24 protein-coding genes, 2 tRNA genes and 2 pseudogenes are annotated in these 26,427 nt (G+C 40.0%); 16 read left to right on the top strand and 12 right to left on the bottom strand.

Annotated elements, in window-relative coordinates:
• Positions 1-44 precede the first annotated feature (44 nt).
• From K1I97_RS01265 to K1I97_RS01255, 3 genes are read right to left on the bottom strand one after another with little or no spacing between them, the layout of a single operon-like run.
• Positions 45-977, bottom strand: a complete 933-nt coding sequence (locus K1I97_RS01265) for a metal ABC transporter substrate-binding protein (RefSeq protein ID WP_223330982.1) — start codon at positions 975-977, stop codon at positions 45-47.
• Between the two features lie 25 nt (positions 978-1,002).
• Entirely contained in the window at positions 1,003-1,851 is an 849-nt protein-coding gene (locus K1I97_RS01260) for a metal ABC transporter permease (protein ID WP_000559795.1), read from the bottom strand.
• On the bottom strand, positions 1,848-2,570 hold the full coding sequence (locus K1I97_RS01255) for a metal ABC transporter ATP-binding protein (RefSeq protein ID WP_223330983.1): 723 nt from the start codon (positions 2,568-2,570) through the stop codon (positions 1,848-1,850). The genes K1I97_RS01260 and K1I97_RS01255 overlap by 4 nt, the downstream gene beginning before the upstream one ends.
• Before the next feature lie 179 nt (positions 2,571-2,749).
• Here K1I97_RS01255 and K1I97_RS01250 point away from each other — a divergent pair, with 179 nt between their 5' ends.
• Both K1I97_RS01250 and K1I97_RS01245 read left to right on the top strand, forming a co-directional pair.
• Positions 2,750-4,642, top strand: coding sequence for a M13 family metallopeptidase (locus tag K1I97_RS01250; protein ID WP_223330984.1), 1,893 nt, complete (start codon positions 2,750-2,752; stop codon positions 4,640-4,642).
• A 123-nt stretch (positions 4,643-4,765) separates the two neighbouring features.
• Positions 4,766-5,530, top strand: coding sequence for a hypothetical protein (locus K1I97_RS01245; RefSeq protein WP_223330985.1), 765 nt, complete (start codon positions 4,766-4,768; stop codon positions 5,528-5,530).
• A 94-nt stretch (positions 5,531-5,624) separates the two neighbouring features.
• Here K1I97_RS01245 and K1I97_RS01240 read toward each other — a convergent pair whose 3' ends face one another.
• The 3 genes and pseudogenes from K1I97_RS01240 to K1I97_RS01230 form a co-directional block, all read right to left on the bottom strand.
• Entirely contained in the window at positions 5,625-6,254 is a 630-nt protein-coding gene (locus tag K1I97_RS01240; RefSeq protein ID WP_223330986.1) for an MBL fold metallo-hydrolase, read from the bottom strand.
• A gap of 101 nt (positions 6,255-6,355) precedes the next feature.
• A complete protein-coding gene (locus K1I97_RS01235; RefSeq protein ID WP_223330987.1) occupies positions 6,356-7,549 on the bottom strand; it encodes a ferredoxin reductase family protein in 1,194 nt (397 codons plus the stop codon).
• Between the two features lie 162 nt (positions 7,550-7,711).
• Positions 7,712-8,020 (bottom strand): annotated as a pseudogene (locus K1I97_RS01230) (Mbeg1-like protein); the annotation flags it as partial.
• A gap of 727 nt (positions 8,021-8,747) precedes the next feature.
• Between K1I97_RS01230 and K1I97_RS01225 the strand changes: the two are divergent.
• Positions 8,748-10,037 carry a membrane protein gene (locus K1I97_RS01225; RefSeq protein WP_011836379.1) on the top strand — a complete coding sequence of 430 codons (1,290 nt, stop codon included), beginning with the start codon at positions 8,748-8,750 and terminating at the stop codon, positions 10,035-10,037.
• Between the two features lie 9 nt (positions 10,038-10,046).
• Positions 10,047-11,135: an AI-2E family transporter gene (locus K1I97_RS01220; RefSeq protein WP_001055024.1), complete on the top strand. Its 1,089-nt coding sequence runs from the start codon at positions 10,047-10,049 to the stop codon at positions 11,133-11,135.
• Between the two features lie 138 nt (positions 11,136-11,273).
• Here K1I97_RS01220 and K1I97_RS01215 read toward each other — a convergent pair.
• The 4 genes from K1I97_RS01215 to K1I97_RS01200 form a co-directional block, all read right to left on the bottom strand.
• Positions 11,274-11,346: transfer RNA gene (locus K1I97_RS01215), tRNA-Lys, on the bottom strand.
• A gap of 62 nt (positions 11,347-11,408) precedes the next feature.
• Positions 11,409-11,924, bottom strand: coding sequence for a DUF308 domain-containing protein (locus tag K1I97_RS01210; RefSeq protein ID WP_000672740.1), 516 nt, complete (start codon positions 11,922-11,924; stop codon positions 11,409-11,411).
• 346 nt (positions 11,925-12,270) lie between these two features.
• A tRNA-Lys gene (locus K1I97_RS01205) sits at positions 12,271-12,343 on the bottom strand.
• A gap of 264 nt (positions 12,344-12,607) precedes the next feature.
• Positions 12,608-13,879 (bottom strand): replication-associated recombination protein A, encoded by a 1,272-nt coding sequence (locus tag K1I97_RS01200; protein ID WP_223331167.1) that lies wholly within the window; start codon positions 13,877-13,879, stop codon positions 12,608-12,610.
• A gap of 115 nt (positions 13,880-13,994) precedes the next feature.
• On the opposite strand from K1I97_RS01200, the gene K1I97_RS01195 reads away from it, so the two are divergent.
• Genes K1I97_RS01195 through pepF form a run of 7 tightly spaced genes read left to right on the top strand, consistent with a single transcriptional unit; the run spans position 13,995 to position 20,557 of the window.
• Positions 13,995-14,465: a DUF3013 family protein gene (locus K1I97_RS01195; protein WP_223330988.1), complete on the top strand. Its 471-nt coding sequence runs from the start codon at positions 13,995-13,997 to the stop codon at positions 14,463-14,465.
• Positions 14,466-14,483: 18 nt separating this feature from the next.
• On the top strand, positions 14,484-15,551 hold the full coding sequence (locus K1I97_RS01190) for a M50 family metallopeptidase (protein ID WP_223330989.1): 1,068 nt from the start codon (positions 14,484-14,486) through the stop codon (positions 15,549-15,551).
• A 1-nt stretch (position 15,552) separates the two neighbouring features.
• Positions 15,553-15,981, top strand: coding sequence for an NUDIX hydrolase (locus K1I97_RS01185; protein WP_223330990.1), 429 nt, complete (start codon positions 15,553-15,555; stop codon positions 15,979-15,981).
• Positions 15,982-16,025: 44 nt separating this feature from the next.
• A complete protein-coding gene (locus K1I97_RS01180; RefSeq protein ID WP_223330991.1) occupies positions 16,026-17,042 on the top strand; it encodes an AbiH family protein in 1,017 nt (338 codons plus the stop codon).
• Positions 17,043-17,054: 12 nt separating this feature from the next.
• On the top strand, positions 17,055-18,005 hold the full coding sequence (gene prmA, locus K1I97_RS01175; protein ID WP_223330992.1) for a 50S ribosomal protein L11 methyltransferase: 951 nt from the start codon (positions 17,055-17,057) through the stop codon (positions 18,003-18,005).
• A gap of 1 nt (position 18,006) precedes the next feature.
• Entirely contained in the window at positions 18,007-18,750 is a 744-nt protein-coding gene (locus K1I97_RS01170; RefSeq protein WP_223330993.1) for a 16S rRNA (uracil(1498)-N(3))-methyltransferase, read from the top strand.
• 10 nt (positions 18,751-18,760) lie between these two features.
• Positions 18,761-20,557, top strand: a complete 1,797-nt coding sequence (gene pepF / locus K1I97_RS01165; protein WP_223330994.1) for an oligoendopeptidase F — start codon at positions 18,761-18,763, stop codon at positions 20,555-20,557.
• A gap of 81 nt (positions 20,558-20,638) precedes the next feature.
• Here pepF and K1I97_RS01160 read toward each other — a convergent pair whose 3' ends face one another.
• Positions 20,639-21,619 carry a hypothetical protein gene (locus tag K1I97_RS01160; RefSeq protein ID WP_223330995.1) on the bottom strand — a complete coding sequence of 327 codons (981 nt, stop codon included), beginning with the start codon at positions 21,617-21,619 and terminating at the stop codon, positions 20,639-20,641.
• A gap of 324 nt (positions 21,620-21,943) precedes the next feature.
• Here K1I97_RS01160 and K1I97_RS01155 point away from each other — a divergent pair, with 324 nt between their 5' ends.
• The 5 genes and pseudogenes from K1I97_RS01155 (at position 21,944) to K1I97_RS01125 (ending at position 25,513) form a co-directional block, all read left to right on the top strand.
• A complete protein-coding gene (locus K1I97_RS01155) occupies positions 21,944-22,606 on the top strand; it encodes a hypothetical protein (protein ID WP_223330996.1) in 663 nt (220 codons plus the stop codon).
• Between the two features lie 9 nt (positions 22,607-22,615).
• Positions 22,616-23,903 (top strand): annotated as a pseudogene (locus K1I97_RS10280) (Mbeg1-like protein).
• Entirely contained in the window at positions 23,891-24,307 is a 417-nt protein-coding gene (locus K1I97_RS01135) for a hypothetical protein (protein WP_223331000.1), read from the top strand. Before K1I97_RS10280 ends, K1I97_RS01135 begins: the two are co-directional and overlap by 13 nt.
• Entirely contained in the window at positions 24,301-24,615 is a 315-nt protein-coding gene (locus K1I97_RS01130) for a hypothetical protein (protein WP_223331001.1), read from the top strand. Before K1I97_RS01135 ends, K1I97_RS01130 begins: the two co-directional genes overlap by 7 nt.
• Positions 24,616-24,721: 106 nt before the next feature.
• Positions 24,722-25,513: a DUF2785 domain-containing protein gene (locus tag K1I97_RS01125; protein WP_223331002.1), complete on the top strand. Its 792-nt coding sequence runs from the start codon at positions 24,722-24,724 to the stop codon at positions 25,511-25,513.
• 129 nt (positions 25,514-25,642) lie between these two features.
• Here K1I97_RS01125 and K1I97_RS01120 read toward each other — a convergent pair whose 3' ends face one another.
• Positions 25,643-26,407 (bottom strand): (S)-acetoin forming diacetyl reductase, encoded by a 765-nt coding sequence (locus K1I97_RS01120; protein ID WP_223331003.1) that lies wholly within the window; start codon positions 26,405-26,407, stop codon positions 25,643-25,645.
• Positions 26,408-26,427 lie beyond the last annotated feature (20 nt).

The raw sequence follows: 26,427 nt of genomic DNA, 5'->3' as shown, positions 1-26,427 counted from the left end.
TAAAAAAAAACGTCAATTCCGTGAGAACGACGTTTTTTAATGGATTACTTAGACAATCCTTCAGCAATCTTGTCAAGATTGTATTTCATCATGTTGTAGTAGCTGTCACCTTCTTTACCTTCTTCAGCGATTGAGTCAGTAAAGATTTGTGCGTAAATTGGGATATTTGTATCTTGTGAAACAGTTTTCATTGGACGGTCATCGACACTTGATTCAACAAAGAGTGATGGAACTTTTGTTTGGCGAAGTTTTTCAACCAAGGTCTTGATTTGTTCAGGTGTTCCTTCTTCTTCTGTGTTGATTTCCCAGATGTAGGCACTTGGAACTCCGTAAGCCTTAGAGAAGTATTTGAAGCATCCTTCGCTGGTTACGATGAGTTTCTTCTCAGCAGGGATATTGTTAAATTTCTCTTTGGCTTCCTTGTCCAGTTTGTCTAGTTTTTCAGTATAGTCTTTGAGATTTTTTTCGTAGAATTCCTTGTTGCTAGGGTCTTTTGCAATGAGCTGTTTAGCGATATTTTTAGCATAAATCATCCCATTTTCAAGGTTGAGCCAAGCGTGTGGATCTTCTTTGCCTTTCTCGTTTTGGCCCTCAAGGTAGATAACATCAACGCCTTCGCTAACTGCAAAGTAGTCTTTGTTTTCAGTTTTCTTGGCATTTTCTACTAATTTGGTAAACCAAGCATTGCCACCAGTTTCAAGGTTGATACCGTTATAGAAAATCAAATCAGCTTGAGAAGTTTTCTTTACGTCTTCAGGAAGTGGTTCGTACTCATGAGGGTCTTGTCCGACAGGTACGATACTGTGAAGGTCAATCTTGTCACCAGCGATATTTTTAGTAATATCAGCGATGATAGAGTTAGTCGCTACAACCTTCAGTTTTTGGTTTGTAGATGCTGCATCTTTTTTCCCACTAGCACAGGCAGCTAATCCAATGATAGAAAGAAAAAGAACGAGCAATGTACCTAATTTTTTCATTAGATTCCTCCAGAAGGGTTTCCCCTTATTTATTGATTTTTTTATTTTTTAGTTTCAAGTATCGTTGCTTAGGAGAGATAAAGAAACTGATTAAAAAGAAGCTGGCGGATGTGAGCACGATGCTGGATCCTGCTGCGAGATTGAAGCTGTAGCCGATAAAGAGTCCCAAGACAGAAGCGGTTGCCCCTAGGGTTGATGAAAGAAAAATCATACTCTTTAGGCTATTAGCATAAAGGTAAGCCGTCGCAGCTGGGGTGATCAACATGGCCACGATAAGAATAGTTCCAACACTTTGCATGGCGGTAACGGATACAAGGGTCAAGAGCACCATGAGCAGATAGTGGTAGAAATTGACGGGCATTCCCATGGCTTTAGCCAAAAGCTCGTCAAAGGATGTAATCAATAGTTGTTTAAAGAAAATCCCGATAATCAAGAGAATCAATGCCCCCACACCGATGGTGATCCACATGTCCGTATCTTGGACAGCGAGGATATTCCCAAAAAGGATATGGAAGAGGTCTGTCGAACTCTTGGCAACACTAATCAAGATGACACCTAAGGCTAAGAAAGATGAAAAGGTAATACCAATGGCAGTGTCACTCTTGATGATAGAGTTTCCCTTGATGTAGGTAATGATGATGGAAGCCATCAAGCCAAAGATGATCGCTCCAATAAAGAAATCAATTCCCAGGATAAAGGAAAGGGCTACGCCGGGCAAAACTGCGTGAGAGATGGCATCCCCCATGAGAGACATTCCGCGTAGGATGATAAAACATCCCACAGCTCCAGCAACGACTCCGATGACAATAGCTGTGATCAAGGCGTTTTGTAGGAAATGGAAATTTTGCAATCCATCGATAAATTCTGCTATCATAGGTCACCTCCATTGAAAAAGAGTTTGCTACCGTAGGCCTTTTTGAGATTGGCCTCGGTAAAGGTTTCTTCGGTCGGACCAAGGTCTATTAATTCTCGATTGAGAAGCAAAACTTGGTCGAAATAATGGGGGACTTTACTGAGGTCATGATGGACGATAAGAACTGTTTTACCAGCTTTTTTAAGGTCTCTCAGCGTATTCATGATAATCTCTTCACTAACCGAATCAATCCCGACAAATGGCTCATCTAGAAAGATGTAGTCAGCTTCCTGCACTAAGCAACGGGCAATCAAAACACGTTGGAATTGTCCTCCTGAGAGCTGGCTGATTTGGCGATCAGCATAGTCTGAGAGTCCAACGATTTCAAGTGCATCTGCCACTTTTTTCCAGTGGCTGGCCTTTAAGGTGTGAAAGAGTGGGATAGATGGATAGAGTCCCAGCGAGACGCATTCCTTGACCTTGATAGGGAAATTGTAGTCGATATGGATTTTTTGCTCGACATAGGCAACTCGATTTAAAGATTTCTTGACTTCTTTGTCGTCGAGAAAGGCCTGACCTTCATGTGGGATAATTCCCAACATACTTTTTAATAAAGTTGATTTTCCAGCACCGTTTGGACCAATAATTCCGGTAATAGTTGGTCCGTGGAGCACTAGTGAAATATCCTTTAGTGCCAACGTTTCTTTGTAGGAGACACTGAGGTTTTCGATACGTATCATACAGTTGTATTCCTCCTGTCTTTTAATATACATTAAAAAAAAAATTAAGTCAAGTTAATTTCTGTAAAATTTGAAATAATAACTGAAAAATGAAGTGAAAAGAGAGACCATTTTTAATTGCATTCTCCTGTGTTTTTTGCTAAGCTAAGAATAAGTGAAAAAATGAAAGCGAGAACAAGATGACACGTTATCAAGATGATTTTTATGATGCAGTCAATGGCGAATGGGAAAAAACAGCTGTGATTCCAGCTGACAAATCTCGAACAGGTGGTTTTATTGACCTTGACGAGGAAATTGAAGATTTGATGTTGGCAACCACAGAAAAGTGGTTGGCAGGTGAAGAGGTCCCAGAGGATGCTATCCTCTCAAATTTTGTTAAGTACCATCGTATGGTACGTGATTTTGATAAGAGAGAAGCAGATGGGATTAAGCCCGTCCTTCCTCTACTCAAGGAATACCAAGACTTGGAGAGTTTTGCAGATTTCACCAGCAAACTAGCAGCGTTTGAACTAGAAGGCAAGCCAAACTTCCTCCCATTTGGTGTATCGCCAGACTTTATGGATGCCAGAACCAATGTTCTCTGGGCCAGCGCTCCAAGGACGATTTTGCCAGATACAACTTATTATGCTGAAGAACATCCGCAACGAGAAAAGCTCTTGACTTTATGGAAAGAAAAAAATCGCAACCTTCTTAAGGTTTATGGTTTTTCAGAGGATGAGATTTCGGATTTACAAGAAAAACGATTGGAGTTGGACCGTCGAGTTGCGGCTGTAGTACTTTCTAACGAAGAAAGTTCAGAATATGCGAAACTTTATCATCCATATTCTTATGAAGATTTCAAGAAATTTGCCCCTGCACTCCCTTTGGATGATTTCTTCCAAAAGGTGATTGGACAAACGCCAGACAAGGTTATTGTAGATGAAGAACGTTTCTGGCAAGCAGCAGAGCAATTCTACAGTGAAGAAGCGTGGCCTTTGCTCAAGGCAGCCTTGATTTTGGCTGTGGTCAATCTTTCAACCAGTTATTTGACAGATGAGATTCGTGTTTTGTCAGGTGCCTACGCGCGAGCTCTTTCAGGTGTTCCAGAAGCTCAGGACAAGGTCAAGGCGGCTTACCACTTGGCCCAAGGTCCTTTCAAGCAAGCCCTAGGTCTCTGGTATGCGCATGAAAAATTCTCCCCAGAAGCAAAAGTAGACGTAGAGAAAAAAGTAGCGACTATGATTGACGTTTATAAGGAACGTTTGGCTAAGAATGACTGGCTCACTCCTGAAACGCGTGACAAGGCCATCGTCAAACTCAATGTCATCAAACCTTATATCGGTTATCCGGAGGAGTTGCCAGCCCGTTATAAGGACAAGGTAGTGGATGAAACAGCCAGCCTCTTTGAGAATGCCCTAGCCTTTGCGCGTGTGGAAATCAAGCACAGCTGGAGCAAGTGGAACCAACCTGTTGACTACAAGGAGTGGGGCATGCCAGCACATATGGTCAATGCCTACTACAATCCTCAGAAGAACTTGATTGTCTTTCCAGCGGCTATTTTGCAGGCTCCATTCTATGACTTGCATCAGTCGTCTTCTGCCAACTACGGTGGTATTGGGGCAGTTATTGCCCATGAAATTTCCCACGCCTTTGATACAAATGGTGCTTCTTTTGATGAAAATGGTAGCCTCAAAGACTGGTGGACAGAAAGTGACTATGCTGCCTTCAAAGAAAAAACACAGAAAGTTATCGACCAGTTTGATGGACTGGAGTCCTACGGCGCAAGAATCAACGGAAAACTAACTGTATCAGAAAACGTTGCCGACTTGGGAGGAATTGCTGCAGCGCTTGAAGCTGCCAAGAGAGAACCGGACTTCTCTGCTGAAGAATTCTTCCACAACTTTGCTCGTATCTGGCGTATGAAAGGCCGTCCGGAGTTGATGAAACTCATGGCTAGTGTCGATGTGCACGCGCCTGCTAAACTCCGGGTCAATGTCCAAGTACCAAACTTCGATGACTTCTTTACAACCTATGATGTCAAAGAAGGTGATGGCATGTGGCGTGCACCAGAGGATCGTGTGATTATTTGGTAAGAGTGTTCTATTAAGAGATTCCGTTAAACAAGGATTCAGAAAGTACATGCTAAAGTGTACTTTCTGATTTTTTGAGTAAATTGCTAATTTTAGAATACTTAAAATGAAAATAATGAGGGAAACATGAAGAAATATTGGATGATGATGATCGTAGCTCTTTGCCTTCCAATTTTGGCATCTTGTGGAGGGAATCAAAGTAGGGAAAATGTAGAGACGTCAACTACAGCAACCACTTCAGCTAAAGAAGTTCAAAAGGATATAGCTACAAAATCAGATAGCGAAGCTAGCATAAGCTCTTCCAAAACGGCACCATCAACTACGGTTGAAAGGGAAAATGATACGGGACAGGACCTATATAAAGAAGTTCTCGAACGATATAAGCGCTATGTATCACTTTTAAATCAAGGTAAGAGAGAAGAGTTGCAAAAAGAGCTGAAGGAGAATAAAGTTTCCCCAGAGGAGTTTGGCTATATTTTCACATTAAGCACCTATGAAAAACCAGTGGCTCCAGAATATGTTTTTTCAGATTTGAACAAAGATGGACAGGATGAATTGCTAATTGGGAATGGCCAAAATCTTACAGCAGTCTATTATTTGGAAAATCAAAAACCCACATTGCTTCATACAGGTTATGCAGCATCTGCGGGTGGTTTTCGATCTAGTTTAAGTCTCTATGAAAATGATCAAGTTAGCTATGCAAATTGGCATTCGACTTCTCCAGAAATGGACCTAACTCTTTATTCTTTGAATAACAAAGGCGTAAAGATAGTGAAAGAAATGACTCTTAAAATTGGTGGAAATGAAAAAGTTGCTCAAGTTTTAGAGGTTTCTTCTGAAGAGGTTGATCTGACTAAATTTGATTGGAAAGCCTTTGAGCTAGTGAATTAATTTTGGTTCCACTTATTCGCCCATCTTCGATTTGGCAGAGTGAGTCCTGATACAGAAAAATTAACCAAGGAAATTATCCTTGGTTTTTTGTTTGCTAGAAAAAGGGATTAAAGGTCTTTTCGTGAGCGATGGTCGTAGCTGGACCATGTCCAGGATAGACATCGTAGTTAGGGAGGGTAAAGAGTTGAGTTTGGATACCATGAAGAAGCTGTTCCATACTACCTGTAGGAAGGTCGGTCCGTCCGATGGTTTCGCGGAATAGAGCATCTCCTGTTAAGACTAGATGGGCATCAGGAAAGACCAGGGAAACACCACCGATAGAGTGACCAGGAGTTGGTAGGGCAGTAAAACGGAATTCCTCGATCTGGTATTCTTCATGAAAGACATAGGTGTGTTCAGCTGGTTTGCAGATGACATCAGCCATATCATCGTGACGAGGGAGACCAGAGAGATTATCTACAGGTGTATAAAGCCAGCTAGCTTCACTCTCTGCTACATAAACTGGAGGATTTCCAAAAGTCTCACGAACTAAGTCCAGACTCATAATATGGTCGTAGTGGGTGTGGGTCAGGAGAATCGCGCAGACTGGTTTGTTGATCTTCTCGATAGTCTTGCGAATAGATTCCCAATGGCTACCTGGGTCAACCACAATCAGGTGTTGATCTCCTTCCAGGTAATAAGTATTTTCATAGGCAACGGGATTCACGGTTTTATGGATTTTCATACTGGCTCCAATCTCAAAGAATGTACTAAACTAAGTATAGCATAGAAGAGGTAAATAAAGCGAAAAGAAAGTCCCTCTTTTGTGTTAGAGGGACAATGATCTTATTTAAACTTGAAACCTTCGTAAATGAGTTTTACTTTGGGATTCTTTTTCTTGATTTGCTTAGCAAGGGTCTTCATCATAGGAAGCGGTCCACACATATAGACCGTAGTCTGGTCAGGGATTGCTTCTTGATCCAAAGTCAGGTATCCTTTTTCATTGCTATCGACTAGCTGCAGGTCAAAGTTAGCATTTTGACGGGCGTAGTCACGAAGTAGATCTAGGTAGACAGCATTTTCCTCTCCACGGAAACTATAGTAGAAGCGGACGTTCCTGTCCAGGATAGGATGCTCCCGGATATAAGAGATGAAAGGTGTAATTCCAATCCCACCTGCGATCCAGATTTGCTGCTTTGAACCGTGTTCCATAGTCATATGTCCATAGGCGCGATCAACCGCAACCTTGCTACCAACTTGAAGATTGTCATAGATATTCTTGGTGTGGTCACCAGAGTTTTTTATCGTAAAATAAAGAGTTCGTCCTTGTCCTCCAGAGATGGAGAAAGGGTGTGGAGCAGTCTCAAAACCCTTTTGGAAAATTTTTAGAAAGGCAAATTGCCCGTATTCGTAGGTGAAAGTATGACTGAGCTCTATTTCAATTTCAGCTGTATCGTGGTTGAGGCGTTTGATTCCTACGATTTTTCCAAGATAGGTGAAACCGATCTTTTGATAAAGGAAAATAATATAAAAACCTGCAAGCAAGCCTAAAATAGCATAGATTCCAAAGATAAGACCTAGGAAACTAAAGGAGAGGAGGCGATTTCCCATGATCATCAAAACATGAAAAAGGCCAAAGATATAGGCTAGATAAACCAATCGATGAATCCATCTCCAAGCTTCATACTGGATGTATTGTCCCAGATAGGCAACCAGAACGATGCTGATAAAGATATAGATAGCGATATTTCCAAACTGTGCAGCCAAATGTGAACCCCAGAGACCGCCCATGCTAAAGTTGTGTAGGGTTAGTAGGAGAATGGATAGAAAAGCGGTGAATTTATGAGCTAGATACATCTTTTCAAGTCCGTTAAACCAAGATTCAAGCAGGGGTAAACGGCTAGCTAGTATAAAAGTCAGTGAGAGGGTAGTGAGAGCTAAACCAGGGATTAGAAACTGACTAGCACCTGAACTGAGCCAAGCTAGAATAGTCAGAAGCATACTAAGTCCAATAAATAAAATACCTTTTAATGATTTCATAGTAGAAGTCCTTTCATAGATTATCCTATGTTAAATGTAATAAGATTTGTTACATTTTAACAAAAAAAGAATCTCTCGTCAAGGTTCGTGATTTAGGCTAACTTTTCTGACCCTTTTTTCTAAAAAAGCCAATGAATCGGGTGATTCATTGACTTTCTTATCTTAACGATTCTTCCAAGCTTGGTAGCGAGTATCACTCAAGAGTTGGGTTAAGCGTCCCATGGTTTCTCTTTCTTCAGGAGTGAGGGATTAAGCTTGGACAAAGAGTTGATGAATGTGTTCAATGACCTTGAAAGAAGAGGGATCGTTGATAGAGGAGATGCCTGCATCAAGAATGATTCCAAAAAAGAGGTCGAAGTAGAGCTGCAGTTCAGTATCAGGGACCGTCTCAACCCATTCCTTGAAGGTAGTATCGACTTGCCGGCTGTCACTATTGGTCTCGTCTAGTTGGGCAAAGTGTTTGCCTTCAACCTAAAAAACCTTGATAATGTACTGACCCCAAAAGTTAGGTTTTTTCTGTCTAACTTTTGGGGTGCAGTTCAGAAGGGGTGTTTTTTCTATCGTTTTTTAGTGCTAAGACTACACAAAAAAGCCTAGTAAATCAAGGCTTTTTCCTGTTGTATTTAGATGCCCCCTACAGGGATTTGGAAAGGACTTTCATATTGAGAGCAATTAAAAATATTGAAATATAAGTGATTTTAGGTATTTTCAATGTCATGATTTAAAAATGGGACAAAAGTGGGGCAAAAACCATACAGATTCTAAACTGTATGGTTCTTTTTTTATCTAACCAAGAAAGGTTAAAACTTATTAAAACAAATGCAATCAACTGTTGAAAACTTTTTAGTCCGTGTAATATAAAAACAAGTAAAAAGTTGAACTATAGGGAATATTGTGTCATAATAGGTAATAGATGAATAATTAATAGATTGGAAATAATGCTTTCTTACCTTAACAAGTTGAATTGGTTATACATTTTTTCGTCGCAATTGTGTCTATCTCTCGAGTTTAGCTAGTTTTTATAAGCTCTGGTTTCTAATCAATATAACAAATTTTAGAAGTGCATAAGACAAGATGGTGACATTACTACAGTCATTTCTAGTCACCATATGTTGCTGGCACAGGCTGTTTGTAGTGTTGGCTATTTACTAGTCAGTTTAATCGGAGTGTTTAATTTTTATTGTTGAAAGGTTTTTATATGGCGAAAATTCTATCTTTAGGTCTGACAGGTAAGAAATTACTTGCTCAGGGGTTCTTGTTTGTTCTGCTAGGTCTCATCTTGATGGTCACGGGGACTTGGTTGCCAGTAACAGTTATTCGCCTGGTTCTGTTTTTAGCTTGGATAGCAACGGTCGTAGATTTGCTATTAAGAGTTTTCAAAAAAAGCCAGTCAACGGATACCTTGGGAGTTGCACTGGTTAAATTGTTAGTGCTGGGATATTTGCTAGGTTCTAATCTTGCGACTGATATACCGATTTATGTTCTGGCTCTTGTGATTGGAGTTTATCAGATTTTTAGGGCCACGATTAATCTTGTCACCTATGTTCTCTACCGTAAAAATAATATTCGACCTCGTTTTCGTCTCTTACTAGATGGTATTCTACTAGTTTTTCTTGGTGGAGCTAGTCTTTTGTCCTCTACGGGAAATTCTGTCTTTCAACTCTTTGTTTTAGGGGCTTATTTTTTCCTTTATGGTCTGTCCAATATCCGTGACGGTTTCTTATTTGAAGGGGAAATTGGGAAAAACCATCTCAAACGTCGCATTAGAATTAGCTTACCTATTGTCCTAGCCGCTCTCATCCCTGCAAGAACTTTAGCAAAAATTAACAAATTTATGCTGGAAAATGCTGATGAGGAAGAAGATATCCATCTTGGAATAGTGAAGTCTGGTAAGACAGCAGAGCTAGAAATTTTTGTTCATACAGCTGAGACCTCCCTGTTTTCGGCAATTGGTCATGTGGATATCTGCTATCAAGGCCGTGTTATTTCTTATGGCAACTATGATCCGTCTTCTGAGACCTTATTTGGCATGGTAGGAGATGGTGTCTTATATTTCTGTGATCGTGACAAGTACATTGACCTATGTAAACGTGAGAGTCAAAAAACGCTTTTTGGTTATGGGATAGATTTGACGCCTGAAATGGAAAAAGCAGTTCAGAAAAAGTTGGCTGAATTGAAACAACTGACGATTCCATGGGAGCCAAGTGCAGATAAAATCATGACAGGTGATGGTAAGGAAGACTACACCTACGCTTATAAAATCAGACATGAGACAGATGGGGAACTTTATAAATTTATCAAATCTAAGTTTAAATCCTACTTTGTCTTATCTACAAACTGTGTGCTCTTGGCTGATACCATAGTCGGTCAGGCTGGCACCGATATCCTCTCACCCAAAGGATTTATCGCACCAGGAACTTACCAAGCTTACCTTGACCGAGAGTTTGAAAAACCAAATAGTATAGTCGTATCTAAACATGTTTATTAAGGAGAATTTATGAATTTAGTAAAAAAATACACCCCATTAATACTTTTTATAGGGCTGGTTACTCTTGTAATTCTGAATGCATCAAGCTTTATATCAGGGGCAGTATCTCTCTTTGAAGTAACTTCTACCTTGATTTATGGTGCTGTCATTGCTTTTGTGCTCAATGTTCCCATGAAAAAAATTGAAGAATTCCTAGTTAAAATGAAGGTAAAGGCAGGGTTGCGCCGTCCGATTGCTATGGTGCTTGTTTTCCTATCTCTTATCTTAATCGTGATCTGTCTTTTGGTTTTGGTGCTTCCAACCCTTGCTCAGACTATTAGTCAGCTGGGAGCAGTCCTTTCAACAGTCCTGACTCAACTTGGGAAATTGCTAGACAGCTCGGAATTTGTAACCAAAGACATGCTGTCAACTATCGTATCAGGAATTCAGGGACAGTCTAGCTCTATTAGTCAAGCTTTGATAACCTTCTTATCCGGTCTGACTAGTAATATAGGAAATATTTTTTCAAGTATAATGAATGCCTTTCTGATTATAGTATTTACCTTTTTATTTTTATCCAGTAAGGAACATCTGGCAGCGATGACGAGTAGACTTCTAAAAGTTATATTTCCAGAGAAAGTGGTGACAAAGTTAACTTACATTGGACAAGTAGCACTAGAGACTTATGACCAATTTTTGATGAGTCAGCTGATTGAAGCAGTCATCATAGGAGTTATGATAGCGGTTGGCTACAGCCTGTTTGGACTACCTTATGGGGTAATGACAGGTATATTTGCAGGAGTGCTATCGTTCATTCCTTATGTAGGGCCTATGATTGCTTGTGTTGTGGGAGCGATTTTTATCTTCACAGTGAGTCCTACTCAAGCCTTACTTTCTCTTCTTCTATATCAAGTTATACAGCTGATTGAAGGAAACCTTATTTATCCTAGAGTTGTAGGTCAATCTATTGGTTTGCCAGCTATTTTCACGCTTGCGGCTGCTAGTATTGGAGGCAATCTCTTTGGCTTACTTGGGATGATATTCTTTACACCGATATTTGCTGTTATCTATCGATTGGTTAAGGAATTTGTCGTTGCAAAGGAAAATCAGCTAGATTAAGAAAAACTAAATTTAATAAGATATACTGAGAAGAGAGTGAGAGATTCTCTTCTCTTTTATTTTTAAATACTTTTCTACAAAAAGCTATTAGACGTTAAAAAAAGCCTTGGTTTCAAGGCTTATTTCTGTTGATTTAGATGCCCCCTGCAGGGCTCGAACCTGCGCCCCATAGCTTAAGAGTCTACTGCTCTACCAACTGAGCTAAGGAAGCAACAGAAAAAGCTGAGAATGTAACTTCCCAGCTTTTTTAATATGCCCAAAATGGCAGCTAGATTATTTACGAAAGGCATCAAGGATATAGGTGAAACCAACAATTAAAAATGCAAAGGCAACGACATAAACGACAAAGACACTTGTAGCTACTGGATTGAACAAAATCACTAGACCTAGTAAAAATGCAAGCAACGCTATCCACATGATATGGTTGCCAATAATAGGGAAAATCAATCCCAAACGATTGCCTTTAAAGAAAACTATAATGGCTTCTACAATTAACCAAATTCCTAAAATAGTTGGAATGACAACTGGCAGCGTCACAAAGCCATAGGCAACGAGGTAAAGAGCTAAGAGAAGATTAACAATCCCTTGGAAAAGATGAGCTGGTGAGCGAAGCTCTTTTGGTACAGAGAAATAGCCTAAAATAGCTGCTATAGAAGAAACCAGTAAACCAAATGCAATCCACCAGCTGTAAGCAACAAGATTAGCTACTGGGTTTGTAAATAGGAAAAGTCCTAAAAGGACAAAAACAACTCCTGCAAGGAATAGCAGTAAACGATTAGAAAATTTCATTTCAATACCCCCTATATAGTATAGTTTGATAAAAAAATATTATACACCTTTTTAGAGGAAATGTCAATAAACAAAATGGAAAATTTGGAAGTTTCAGTCTGATTTATGAAAAGAAAATCAGTTTTTATTATTTTGAAAATAAAAAAAGAAGATAAAATTTGTCTTCTCTACATGAAAATATTGTATGGCATCAAAGCAAAAGTAACTGGCTTTACACTATTTGTAAAGATGTAATTTGATTCAAAAAGAAAAGATAGATTTAAAATGTGGGACAAATGATGAGGCAAATCAGTTATAGATAAGCAAAAAAGCCTTGGAACTCAAGGCTTTTTCCTGTTGATTTAGATGCCCCCTACAGGGATCGAACCTGTGACCCACGGATTAAGAGTCCGCTGCTCTGCCAGCTGAGCTAAGGAGGCAAAGAAAAAAGCTGTATTGGTGCCGAAACTTCACGGTTTGTATTGAACCCGCGCAATTAAGCAGGTGGGCAACTCGCTCTAACTGAAGCTGTTTCCGTGTGAGACGGCCTACATGCTGTTAGAAGACTTTTGTTTCCCTAATAATACAAAAAATAGTCGGTCAACACTTAAGTGTGAAGTCGTACACCACAGCGTTTCTATGTTTATATGATACCACTTTTTCAAAAAAAATCAAGAGAAAAATGCAATTTTTTGAAAAGGATTTCAGTTTTCTCGTAAATGATCGATTGTTTCTTTTCTTTGTGCTAAGGCGCGTTCATATTTACCCGTATCTTCCGGAGTGAAATAGCGATGGCTTTTAATTTTTTCTGGCAGATAATCTTGCTTGACCCAATTTCCAGGATAGTTGTGGGGATAGAGATAGTCTTGGGCATTTCCCAGTTCCTTGCTTCCACTGTAGTGACCATCGCGCAGGTGTCGAGGGATAGGCAAATGCCCTGATGTTTTGAGATCAGCAAGAGCCTTGTCCATAGCAGCATAGGCTGAGTTGGATTTTGGAGAAAGGGCCAAATCAATCACGACATTGGCAATGAGAATGCGGGCTTCTGGGAACCCAATCTTTTGGGCAGCATCCAGAGCAGTCACGGTGTGGACTTGAGCTTCGGGATTGGCCAAGCCGATATCTTCATAAGCAATAACGGTCAAGCGACGAGCGAGACTAGGCAGATCACCAGCTTCAATCAAGCGGGCGGCGTAGTGGAGACTGGCATCAACATCCGAACCACGGATGGACTTTTGCAGGGCTGAAAGGACATCATAGTGTCCGTCCCCATCCTTGTCCATAGTAATATAGCTCCGCTGCAGGCTATTTTCCATGATGTCAAGTGTTATATGGTGAATGCCTTTATCATTTGCTGGAGTCGAAAGAACAGCCAAATCCAGCGAATTAAAGGCAGAACGCAGATCACCGTTTGTAGATGTTGCGATGAAATCCAGTGCATCCTCATCTAGCTCAACTGGGAAATCAAAGCCACGTTCAGGGTCAGTTAGAGCGATTTGAATCGCCTCTTTAACATCTTGATTGGCCAAGGGTTCTAACTCAAAAATCTGAACACGACTGCGAATGGCTGGAGTGACAGAAAAGAAAGGATTTTCAGTCGTAGCCCCAATCATGATGACCAGTCCACTTTCCAAGAGGGGAAGTAGAAAATCTTGCTTGGTTTTATCTAGTCGGTGAATCTCGTCCAGTAGCAGAACCAGTCCACCTGAGAATTTAGCCTCTTCAGCGATTTCTTGGAGTCGCTTTTTACTATCCACTGTCGCATTAAAGGTCCGAAAGGCATACTTGGTCGTTCCAGCGATGGCAGAAGCGATACTGGTCTTGCCGATTCCTGGAGGTCCGTAGAGAATCATGGAGGACAGACGATTGGCTTCCACCATGCGACGGATAATTTTTCCAGGTCCGACTAGATGCTCCTGACCGATGACCTGGTCGATGGTTTTGGGGCGCATGCGAAGCGCGAGATTGTCTGGCATAGCAGTCCTTTCTAACATGGATTTTCTGATGTATATGTGGTAAGATGGTAGTATCTATTTTAGCATATTTCCGAGCAATCGGGGCGATTAAAGAGTCGCATAGAAAGAGGACAAAATGGCAACATACGGATTTTTAGATGTTTTAGAGGAAGAGTTGGACAAGAACTTTCCCTTTGACTATGAGATCAGCTGGGATAAGCGCAACCATGCAGTTGAAGTGAGTTTTTTACTAGAAGCGCAAAACGCTACAGGTGTGGAGATGGTGGATGAGGACGGAGAAGTTTCGTCAGATGATATTCTTTTTGAGGAAGCGGTGCTTTTTTACAATCCTGCCAAGTCAACAGTCAATGAAGAAGACTATTTAACGGTCATCCCTTATCTGCCTAAAAAAGGATTTTCTCGTGAATTTTTGGCCTATTTCGCCCTTTTTCTTAAAGATACTGCCGAGGTTGGGCTGGATGCCCTCATGGACTTTTTGGAAAACCCAGAAGCAGAGGAATTCGTCATGGAATGGAACCAAGAAGTCTTTGAAGAAGGAAAAGTTGGCTTGGAAGAGGGAGAGTTTTATCCTTATCCGAGATACTAGGAGTTTGGAGAAGGTGGTATGAAAAAATTTGGGACGTATTTGGTTTATGTGCTAGCTTTTGTCTTTATTATGCTAGCTTTTGCTTGTGGCACTATCGCATTTGCAGAGTTGGGGTATTCCGCAGTTTTAGTCTTTACTTTTGGTTATACCTTCGCTCTTTTAAGCATATATTTAATCTTTATTCTTCATGAGCTGGGTCATGCTCTTTGTGGTTACTTAACAGGCTATCGGCTGGTGGCTTTTGGATTAGGACATTTTCTTTTGACCAAAAAGTCAGGCAGGTTTCATCTTAGTCGAACAGCCGTTCTGAAAAATGTTGGTGCTCAGTATATTGGTTTAAAGGAGGACGAAAGTGATCAAAGAATCATCCTGATGCTTTCAGGAGGCTTGATGGTTCATCTCAGTTTGATATTATTGGCGATATTGTTTGGATTTTTGACAAAAAGCTGGTATTTTGCTGGTACTTGGATTTTTCTTAATTTGTCTTTCTTTCTAAACAACGCTTTGCCAGTCGGCATTACCGATGGAGCGAAAATCTGGGAATTGCTACAACACCCTGAAAATACCAAATACGCTTACTTGGTGTTAAGGCATTCTGCCCAAACTTTGCTTGCTCCTCAAGAGTATGATTTGAAAGACTTTATCATGCCTGTTGCTGAGGATGCGAGAGGGAGCTTTGCAGAAAGTATTCAAACTCTTGAGGGAGTGGTTTTCATATTGGATGGTCATTTAGAGGCAGCTAAAAAGCTATTTCAATCTTTACTAGAGAGAACAGAACACTCGCTGTCTGAAACTTTTTGCCAGCTATACCTTCTTCAAATCGCCTTGCTGGAAGGGGATAATGAGAAAGCAGAGGAATATACAAGTATTCGAAGCATTAAATCCTTTTTAGCTCTAAAAATGACAGATGTGCAGGTGATTCAAGCCTGGTATCAATTTAAGGTAAAGAAAGATGTAGCTCAAACTCGCAAGGCTATGAAGATTGCTAGACAGAAAATGAATAGCAGCCGAATGCTACGGGACGAGAAACGCTATTATGAAAACTGGTTAGCAGAGCTGGAAAAGGAATTAGCTGAAGGAGTCTAACATGGAAATAGAAATTTCTGATTTCACAGGTTGCAAAATTGCCCTCTTTTGTGGTGATAAGCTCTTAACTATCTTACGTGATGACAAGGAAAACATCCCATGGCCCAATATGTGGGAACTACCAGGTGGTGGGCGTGAAGGGGATGAAAGTCCTTTTGAGTGCGCAGCGCGTGAAGTTTTTGAGGAACTGGGGATTCGTCTGACTAAAGATTGTCTGCTTTGGAGAAAGGTTTATCCCAGTATGCTTTTTGAGGGGAAGGAGTCAGTCTTTCTAGTTGGCAAGTTGGCTCAGGAACAATTTGATAAGATTGTATTTGGTGACGAAGGACAGAGTTACAAACTGATGAGTATTGACGAATTTCTTGACTCAGATAAGGTTGTACCCCAGTTGCAGGATAGAGTGAGGGATTATATTAATAAAAGTAAATGATTTGAAAAATAGAGAAATTATTAGAGGGAGCAGAATTTAAAGATATGAATATCACTTATATCGTCGGAAATGGTTTAGATTTACAATATGGTTTAAAAACAAAATACAAGGATTTCTATGATTTTCAACATAAAGTTTATATGGAAAGGAAAAAGAAAGAAGGATATTCAAATTTCATTTATGAGTCTCTATTTTCTGATAAAGTAAATGATTATGAAAATTGGTCAGATTTTGAATTGTCAATTGGTAAATTGACAAAAGATAACGACCTCATCTTCTCAAGTATAGAAATGAAGGAGAAGTTTATAGATGATTTTAGTGAAGTAGTTGATGATTTAAGAGAACATCTACGCATACAACAAGAAAAAAATCTTGAGAAAGGTAATGCAATTGACTTTATAAGCACTCTAGATGATATGATAACCTCTCTCCCTGTAATTAATCAACCTGCTATCAATAAAAAATATAATGAAAATCTATATCAACACGATATTGTGAATATATTAACTCTTAATTACACAAATGTTATCGATAAATTATATAATGAGTCAGCAAAATCATTCAGGAATCAATTACGAGCTAATCTTTATAATTTTTATATTGAGCCACCAATTCATGCACATGGGACGGTGGATGTCTGCACGGTTTTAGGGGTTAGTGATGAAACACAAATTTCAAATAGTTTAGAAGAAGAACAAAAGGAATCTCTAATAAAAAGTTTAGTTTTGAAAAACTATAGAGAAAATATGGATGTTAAAAATAGTGATATTATAAAAAACTCTGATATTATTATTCTCTATGGGGTTTCTTTGGGAGAGACTGATAGGTATATCTGGAGTCAAATCGCTGAACGATCAATCAGTAGTTCTGTTCCTGTCATAATTTATCATTATGTACCAAATTTCGATCCAGGGAACCCCACTAGGGTGAAACGTTTATACAGAAAGGTAGAAGATAAATTCATACAGAATAGTGGTATTGATTTAGAGTTAGAGAAGAAATTAAGAGATAATCTTATTGTTGTTATTGGAAAGACTATTTTTAACCTGATGGAAAGGTAAGCACAGTACAAAATGGAAACATGGCAAGAGTTAAAAGTTACAGTGAAGCGTGAGGGAGAGGAGCTGGTCTCTAATCTCTTGATTGAGCTGGGAGCGCAAGGTGTTGCGATTGAAGACAGTATGGACTATGTGGGGAATGTCGACCGTTTTGGCGAGATTTTCCCAGAGGTTGAGCAACAAGAAGAGATCGTGGTGACAGCCTACTACCCTGATACGGTTGATGTGGCAGTGGTTGAGGCGGATTTGCAGGCTCGTCTAGCAGAATTGACCGATTTTATGGATCTAGGAGAGGTCAAGATGGGCACGACTGACTTGGCTGAGGAAGACTGGGCAGACAACTGGAAGAAATATTATGAGCCAGCTCGCATCACTCATGATTTGACCATTGTGCCGTCTTGGACGGACTATGAGGTGACTGCGGGAGAAAAGATTATCAAGCTGGATCCTGGTATGGCCTTTGGAACTGGAACGCATCCTACGACCAAGATGAGCCTTTTTGCCTTGGAGCAGGTTCTTCGTGGTGGCGAAACGGTTTTAGATGTGGGAACTGGTTCAGGTGTCCTCTCCATTGCTAGCTCGCTTCTGGGTGCTAAGGAAATCTTCGCCTATGACTTGGATGATGTGGCGGTTCGGGTGGCTCAGGAAAATATTGAGCTCAACCCTGGTATGGAAAATATCCATGTAGCGGCAGGAGATTTGCTTAAGGGGGTTGAGATTGAGGCAGATGTCATCGTGGCTAATATCTTAGCGGATATTCTCATTCATTTGACGGACGATGCTTATCGTTTGGTCAAGGATGAAGGCTACCTCATCATGAGTGGCATTATCAAGGACAAGTGGGATATGGTGCGCGAGTCAGCTGAGTCAGCTGGATTTTTCCTTGAAACCCACATGATTCAAGGGGAATGGAATGCCTGTGTCTTTAAGAAGACTAAGGATATTTCAGGTGTGATTGGAGGCTAGCATGCAGCAGTATTTTGTCAAGGGCAGTGCAGTCTCTCCTGTCACTATTGAGGATAAGGAAACCAGCAAGCATATGTTTCAGGTCATGCGCTTGAAAGAAGATGATGAGGTGACCTTGGTCTTTGATGATGGTATCAAGCGCTTGGCGCGCGTGCTGAATGTGGAAAATCGTCAGTTTGAATTGGTTCAAGAATTAGCTGACAATGTGGAACTGCCCGTTCAAGTAACCATCGCATCAGGATTTCCCAAGGGAGACAAGCTGGAGTTTATCACTCAAAAAGTGACGGAACTAGGCGCTAGTCAAATCTGGGCCTTCCCTGCCGACTGGTCAGTTGCCAAGTGGGATGGCAAGAAATTGTGTAAAAAGATTGAAAAACTAGAAAAAATTGCCCTTGGAGCAGCAGAACAAAGCAAGCGTAATGTTGTTCCAAGTATCAAGCTTTTTGAGAAAAAAGCTGACTTTCTAGACCAACTAGAACAGCTTGACTCTATCGTAGTGGCCTATGAAGAATCAGCAAAAGAAGGAGAAGCTGCTGCGCTTCTGCAAGCAGTCTCTGGTCTTGAAAAAGGAGCTAAATTGCTCTTTATCTTTGGCCCAGAAGGCGGGCTCTCACCTGCAGAAGTTGAGTCTTTTGAAGCTAAAGGAGCCGTCTTTGCAGGCCTAGGTCCTCGTATTTTGCGAGCAGAAACAGCACCACTTTACGCCTTATCAGCCCTTAGTGTTTTATTAGAATTAGAGAAATAAGAGGAAGAAAATGGAACAAAAACACCGTTCAGAATTTCCAGAAAAGGAACTTTGGGACTTAACAGCCCTATACCAAGACCGTGAGGATTTCTTGCGTGCAATCGAGAAAACGCGCGAAGACATCAATCAATTTAGCCGTGACTACAAGGGTAATCTTCATACTTTTGAAGATTTTGAGAAGGCCTTTGCGGAATTGGAACAAATTTATATCCAGATGAGCCATATTGGCAATTATGCCTTTATGCCTCAGACGACAGACTATAGCAATGAAGAATTTGCCAACATTGCTCAAGCTGGGATGGAATTTGAAACAGATGCCAGTGTAGCCTTGACCTTCTTTGACGACGCCTTGGTGGCAGCAGATGAGGAAGTCTTGAATCGTTTGGGTGACTTGCCACATTTGACAGCAGCCATTCGTCAGGCCAAAATCAAAAAAGCCCACTACCTAGGGGCTGATGTGGAGAAGGCCTTGACCAATCTCGGTGAAGTTTTCTACAGTCCACAGGACATTTACACTAAGATGCGAGCTGGGGACTTTGAAATGGCCGACTTTGAAGTCAATGGCAAAACCTACAAAAACAGCTTTGTTACCTATGAGAATTTCTACCAAAATCACGAGGACGCTGAGGTTCGTGAGAAATCTTTCCGTTCTTTCTCAGAGGGACTCCGTAAGCACCAAAATACTGCCACGGCAGCCTATTTAGCTCAGGTCAAGTCTGAAAAACTATTGGCTGATATGAAGGGTTATGACTCAGTCTTTGATTATCTCCTAGCTGAGCAAGAAGTTGACCGTGCCATGTTTGACCGCCAGATTGACCTCATCATGAAGGATTTTGCGCCAGTTGCTCAGAGATACCTCAAGCATGTTGCCAAGGTCAATGGTCTTGAAAAGATGACCTTTGCAGACTGGAAATTGGACTTGGACAGCGCCCTGAATCCTGAAGTGACCATTGACGATGCCTATGATTTGGTCATGAAGTCAGTAGAACCTTTGGGACAGGAATATACTCAAGAAATCGCCCGCTACCAAGAAGAGCGCTGGGTAGACTTTGCTGCCAATAGTGGCAAGGATTCTGGTGGATATGCGGCGGATCCGTATCGCGTGCACCCTTATGTCCTCATGAGCTGGACTGGTCGTTTGAGCGATGTCTATACCTTGATTCATGAAATCGGGCATTCTGGTCAATTTATCTTTTCAGATAATCACCAAAGTTACTTTAACGCTCATATGTCGACCTACTATGTCGAAGCACCGTCAACCTTTAATGAGTTGCTCCTCAGTGATTATTTGGAACACCAGTCTGATGACCCGCGCCAAAAACGCTTTGCCCTTGCCCATCGCTTGACAGATACTTACTTCCATAATTTCATTACCCATCTCTTGGAAGCAGCCTTCCAGCGTAAGGTGTATACACTGATTGAAGAAGGAGAGACCTTTGGGGCAAGCAAACTCAACAGCATTATGAAGGAAGTTCTGACGGATTTCTGGGGAGATGCCATTGAAATCGACGACGATGCGGCCTTGACTTGGATGCGACAAGCTCACTATTACATGGGCTTGTATAGTTATACCTACTCAGCTGGACTAGTTATCTCGACTGCAGGTTACCTTAATCTGAAACATTCAGAAACTGGAGCTGAAGACTGGCTCAATTTCCTTAAATCAGGTGGTAGCAAGACACCGCTTGAGTCAGCCATGATTATCGGAGCCGATATCTCAACGGACAAACCGCTCCGTGATACCATCCAATTCTTGTCTGATACGGTTGATCAGATTATCGCCTATAGTGCTGAGTTGGGAGAGTAAAGGACGGATTTAAGCCATTTTAATGACAAGATGAATACACAAAAATCACCTGTTTGAGGTGATTTTTTCTGCATTGAAGACTTATTCAAACTTTCCTTTATTGACTTCGTTTGAAGCTTTCATGCTAATTTGTAAAAGATTGGTGAGATTCTTATTATCAAGGCTAGCATCTCCGTTATTATTCACTTTTATGGCGAGGTAATGAGGGTTTCGATCAAAATAATCCATTCCCTCTAAGTCTACATAGTTGTCAGCTTTAAAATCAAGCGCAGCTAATTGAAAAACGAACCGAATATTTAGGGCTTTAGCATAGTCGGTCTGACCAACCTTTTGTTGCTCTTCCACCAGTCCTTGGAAGAATTCGAGATTGTTAGTGTGATAGGATGCTTTGACCTCATATTGGTAAGTATCTACAGCTGGGGACATAAATTTCAAATAGACCAAGTCGCCTTCTACCTTATAATCTTCAAGAGTATAGGCGCCTGCTTTTCCTAATGCATTGGTGTTGACCTTGAAAAACATTGGTGCATAAATTTTGAGAGGATATTTTTCTCTCTTATACTCAAAGATGGTATCATTTGAAAAATTCGGACGGGCTTTAGTTAACTCAGGGACTAAATATTCGTTCCAAACTTTATCAAATAACTCTTCTTGATTGCTTGCGCCAGCTGCTTTCACAACTAGGTCAAGATTTTCTTGATTGACAAAGACGGCATCCACTAATTTGAGGGCTGTTTGAACTTTAGGATCAGAAATTTCTTTTTTCTTTTTCTCGAGATTTTCAGCTGCCTCTTTAGTGCGATCTAAAGTTTTATTAAATTTACTGCCACTGTTTGTTTCAACAAAGGTTCTCTCATAGTTGGTAGGTGCAACTTTGGCATTCCAGTCAAATGAAGCGGCAGGGCCAGTCACATCTTTCTTGTGATAGATCGAGGATTCAGTTCTTTGTGAGTCCTCAGAGTGATTAGTAGCCGTAGTTGAGGAATTTGATGAACAGCCAATAAGGGCGAATGCTAAAATTGTAGCAGTAGTTAAAAAATAAACTCTAAACTTTTTTCTCATTGTAGTCTCCTTTCACAATAACGTATATTGTGTTTCTCTATTATACCATTCTCTTCATTTTTTTGTACGATTGACTAGTAAAAGGTATGATGGAAGAATTCAGTTTGTCCAAAGCAGTTTTGGAGAAATATTTGAAAGACTTTAATGTTTTTGAACGATAAGTAGAAAAGAATTTTTATTTGATTTTTTACTATACACCAGTGTGGAGTAAGGAATAAATTATATCTAGTTTAATGAATTCAGTTTTAAAAGCTACTTTTATGGTATATTATAAGGGAACTATGGTCAGCTGTTTTATTGAATATTATAAGTAAGGAGAAGGTTATGAAAAAACGTGCGTTTTTCACAATGTTACTTTTAGGAGGATTGATAATGACGGGTCTGGCAGGATGTGGAGAAAATAAGAATAGTCGAGAATGGATTGAGAACAAAGTCTCTGAGGTTAGTCGTGTCTATCCAACCGAGAATCTATTTGACTTGTTTAAACAATTTCCGGAAGGGTTCAAGGTAAATCAAGTATATATAAAACGTGGAACCTATATTATCGAGATAACTTTACAAGGAGATAGTAGTAACCAAACAATTTCTGGAGTGCTAACTAAGACACGGGCTTCTGATGATATTACTGAAAAGCCAGAAGAAACAATAAGGGTGGATTATATAGATGGGAAATTTATCTTTTCCGATGAGGGGAAAGCGAAAGAATTATGGCCTTTTGATGGATTCTTATTTCAAAAGTTAACGATTAATCAGTCTTTTCTATCTTCTTTATCTATGAAATCCAAAAGTTATAATGGCAATAATGGTGCATTTGATATTGATTATTTGGTTCGGAATCAAACTATCAATCAGTATTTTAAAAAAGATGAAAATGAACAAGCAACATTAGGTTTTGGAAGCTCATACCGAAACGACGATTATTACTATTATTCAGTAACTGTCAACTACGATAGTATTTATACATTTAGAGAAACGGTATCAAATTAAAAGGAAATAATGCTAGATGAAGAATTTGTGAATAGTGGTATTCCAACTTTAGATGCTTCTAATCTTACCTATGAGTTTGAAAAAGGAAGAGCTGAACGTCCAGAACTTGCATTTCCGGATATTTCTGCACAAGAGCGAGTGAAAGATGCGCAAAGAAGGAAGGCTATACCTGATAATCTAGAATATCTAGATGATTTCAGAGATGCACTAACTGGAACTAGTGGGACAGCCTTTTTAGATAAAAATAGTGGGGAGATTATTATTGCATACACTGGAACGAATCCTAGTGTTGACTTTTCTACGGATTTTAAAACTGATATCTCGAGTATTGGGTTTGCAAGAGGATATCATTATGATGAAGCATTTAAATTCTATGAACGAATTCAATCAAAGTACGGTAATAATATAACTTTGACGGGACATTCATTGGGAGGAAATATTGCTCAGCGTGTAGCATTGGAGTATAATGTGTCACGAACAGTGGTCAACAATTCTGCTCCCCTATATCTAAAATCAACTATTATGGGGGACCAAAAAATTATAGATTATCTGACTCCTTGGGATTCAGCTCGTGAGAAGATTCTCAATAAACGAAAGATATTCACAGGTCAAGTGGTACGAATCCGTACTCAAGATGACTTTCTTAACAATATCTCAATGCCTTTTTTGGGTGTCTACTTGGAAGAAAATTATCTGCTTGAAAATTCTGGTGGGCACAATATTGACCCAGATATTACGGGTGATAAAATCAAATTAACCAAATCAAGGATATTTTGGAAAAACAGAGTCCAGAGAAAATGACTGGACTTGAAAAGAAGAACTATGAGACCTTGAAGAAATTGCAAGGTGTCAAAAATGGACTTCTAAAGCAGTTGAGTACCCAATTTTTATCAGATGGTAGTATAAGTAGCCATGAGATGTTCTTCTTGGACAGCGTCCAAGCAACAGCTGTTGCGACGGTAATGACAGAGAGCGTCAGTAACGGACACAGCGAGATTGAGGCAGTGGCTAAAAAAGCAGTTACAGATGCTGAAACACTCTACGATAAAAGTAAGGAATTCCCTGGTTTGTAACCGAGTTGACTTATGATGAGATAGAGGATGCCTATGCAGATGCTGGGGTAACGTATGATAGTATTGTGGGTGAGACTCAGAGACATTTTGATGAAAAAGTAAGTAAATCAGCTGCGATTGTAAAAGCCTTTACGGATTTGGAAACCAACATTCAGAAAGGTGTTGAACAGGCGGTTGAAGGAGACGAAAGCTTGGCAAGGGATATTAATCAATGGACAAACTAGAAGAAATCCAAGTGAAAATAAAAAAGCAAGAAGAGGGACTTTGGTCCTTGGAGGATGACTATAGAACTGCTAAGAAGAAAATAGCAGAGTCTTATGAAAGTTTGGATCATAATCGCTCTCAGTTGACAAGATTATATGAGGAGTTTGAAAACATTGCTCATAATTTTGATAGACAGAATTCTGGAGATGAGAGAGAGCGCCACCAATTTCTGATGTTATTAGAATCTTATTCAAGTGAGACGAGTAGTGAGTATCTTCGTCAGTATGCTAAAATAGAGGCAAAAGATGAAGAGTTGCAGACTCAGTACCGAAAAGAGCGCTCTCGCTTAGAAAAAGAGTTAGAAGAGAGTTATAGTCAAAGAAAAGACTTATATGAGTTAGAAAGGGAGCAGAAGAAATGCTAGTGGATTTAGTCATAGATGCTTTGATTGGCTCCATGTCAGAATCAGCCAGACGAGAAATCAAAAAAACATTAGAAAGAGCAACTATCAAAGCCTTTTGTGCTCCTCCTATAAAATCAGGTAGAAAAGATATCGTAGATAAGTACGAAGAGGAGATAGGGATTCTTGCTATGACAAATAAGACTGCTGTAACGACTTTAGCAGCTCAAATGGATAGCTCAATTAATGGTTTGGGACAAAAAGCAATTAGCGAGACTATTAGTAAAAATAGTACATCTTTTGAAGATTTAACTCCGAAAAAGAAAAAATAGTGCTTTAACCATGCCATGTTCCTTTTCAATTTTTCCAAATATTCCTATTCAAAGTCATCTTCGGATGACTTTTTGATAAGCTAGTAGAAATGCAGAGGTACTAGGGATGTATCAAGAATTACAAAGAAAAGTGATAGAAGAAAAACCAAGCTATAGCCGAGAAGAAATCCAGTGGTTGCTTGAGCATTTAGGAGATCCCTCTCCAGAAATTAGAGACGAACTTGTTTTTACGAGTTTGGCTAGAGGTATTCAAGAAGAGTTGTTTACCCTTGAGCAGTTTCAGTTTATCTCAGAAGAGGTCTCCTCTGATGAAGGTCTATACAAAGAGATTGATAGTAGAGGAGTTTCGGCTCTTAAACGTTCTTTTAGGGCACTTATTTATGCCAATCTACTGTCCTGCGATGGTACTAAGGAATCACTTTATTACCAGCAGTTGCCTTCTCCTATCAGGGCTGCCATGTTAAATCAAGGATTGTACTATCTTACGAAGGAAAAAGAGACGACGGGCTACTTTTATCAGTATGGTTGGATTCACGCTTTTGCGCATGGGGCTGATCTTTTGACGGAAGTTATATGCCATCCTAGCTTTCCAAAGTCAGATATAGCCGAAGCATTTGAAATCATTGGGAAAATCTTTAAAGGAGTTGAGATTCGTTTTACAAATGATGAAGATTGGCGGTTAGCCAGAGCGTTTTATGAACCAATCTTACGAGGGAAAATCGAACCGTCTCTCCTCACTGCTTGGCTGCAAACAGTCGAATTTCCCTTGAAAGAAGTAAATGATTTCCATAAATTTTCCAATTTCAGATCTTGTTTGCTGGAAATTTACCTTCAACTAGATTGTCATAATCTTTTACAAGATGACTTGAAAAAAATCATTCAATCTTTTCACTATTAAATTTTATAGGGTTACGGTATGGGGAGTTCTTCTAATAGATTAGCTAATCGTTTTGAAAAAGTATTGAAATCGAAATGGTGCAGATAGTAAAAGAGGTTGGATATTTATCCCAACCTCTTTTTATGTATCTTAATGGAATTGCATACCACCATCAACGATAATGGTTTGACCTGTGATGTAGTTTGAATCTGGTCCAGCAAGGAAGCTGACCGCTGCAGCCACATCTTCTGGTTCAGATAGACGTTTCAAGGTAATATCTTTTGCGAATGTCTGCATTCCCCATTCGTCATCTTTTCCAGCATTTTTCCCAACTTGGTGAGCAATATCGTACATCATTGGGGTTTTTACGATACCTGGTGCGTAGGCATTGACAGTAATACCTGAGTCTGCCAAATCTCGTGCCAATGTTTGTGTAATTCCACGAACAGCAAATTTTGTACCACCATAAACTGTCAGGTTAGGATTTCCGACAACACCTGCTTGAGAGGTTGCGTTGATAATTTTACCACCGTGACCAAGTGATTTAAATTGAGCTTGAGCAGCTTGGGAACCCCAAATCACCCCACCGACGTTAATACTGAATGTACGTGTAAATTGTTCTTCTGTAATCGTATCAAGAGGAGTAGTTGGGGCGACACCAGCGTTATTTACTACAACATTCAAATCACCAAAATGGTCAACAACCTTTTGAAATGCTTGGGCAACTTCTGCTTGTTTTGAGACATCTGCTACGACAGCAAAAGCATTTTCAGCTGATAATTCGGCAACAGCTTTTTCAGCTGTTTCTGGATTGTAGTCTAAGACTCCTACTTTAAAGCCATCTTGGACCAAACGTTTTGCAATTGCAAAACCAATCCCTTGACCTGCACCTGTGACAATAGCAACTTTAGACATATGATTCCTCCTTGGTATCA

Origin of the sequence: Streptococcus oralis (genome assembly GCF_019929345.1) — a bacterium.
Lineage (GTDB): Bacteria > Bacillota > Bacilli > Lactobacillales > Streptococcaceae > Streptococcus.
This window is presented reverse-complemented; position numbering and strand designations above follow the sequence as displayed.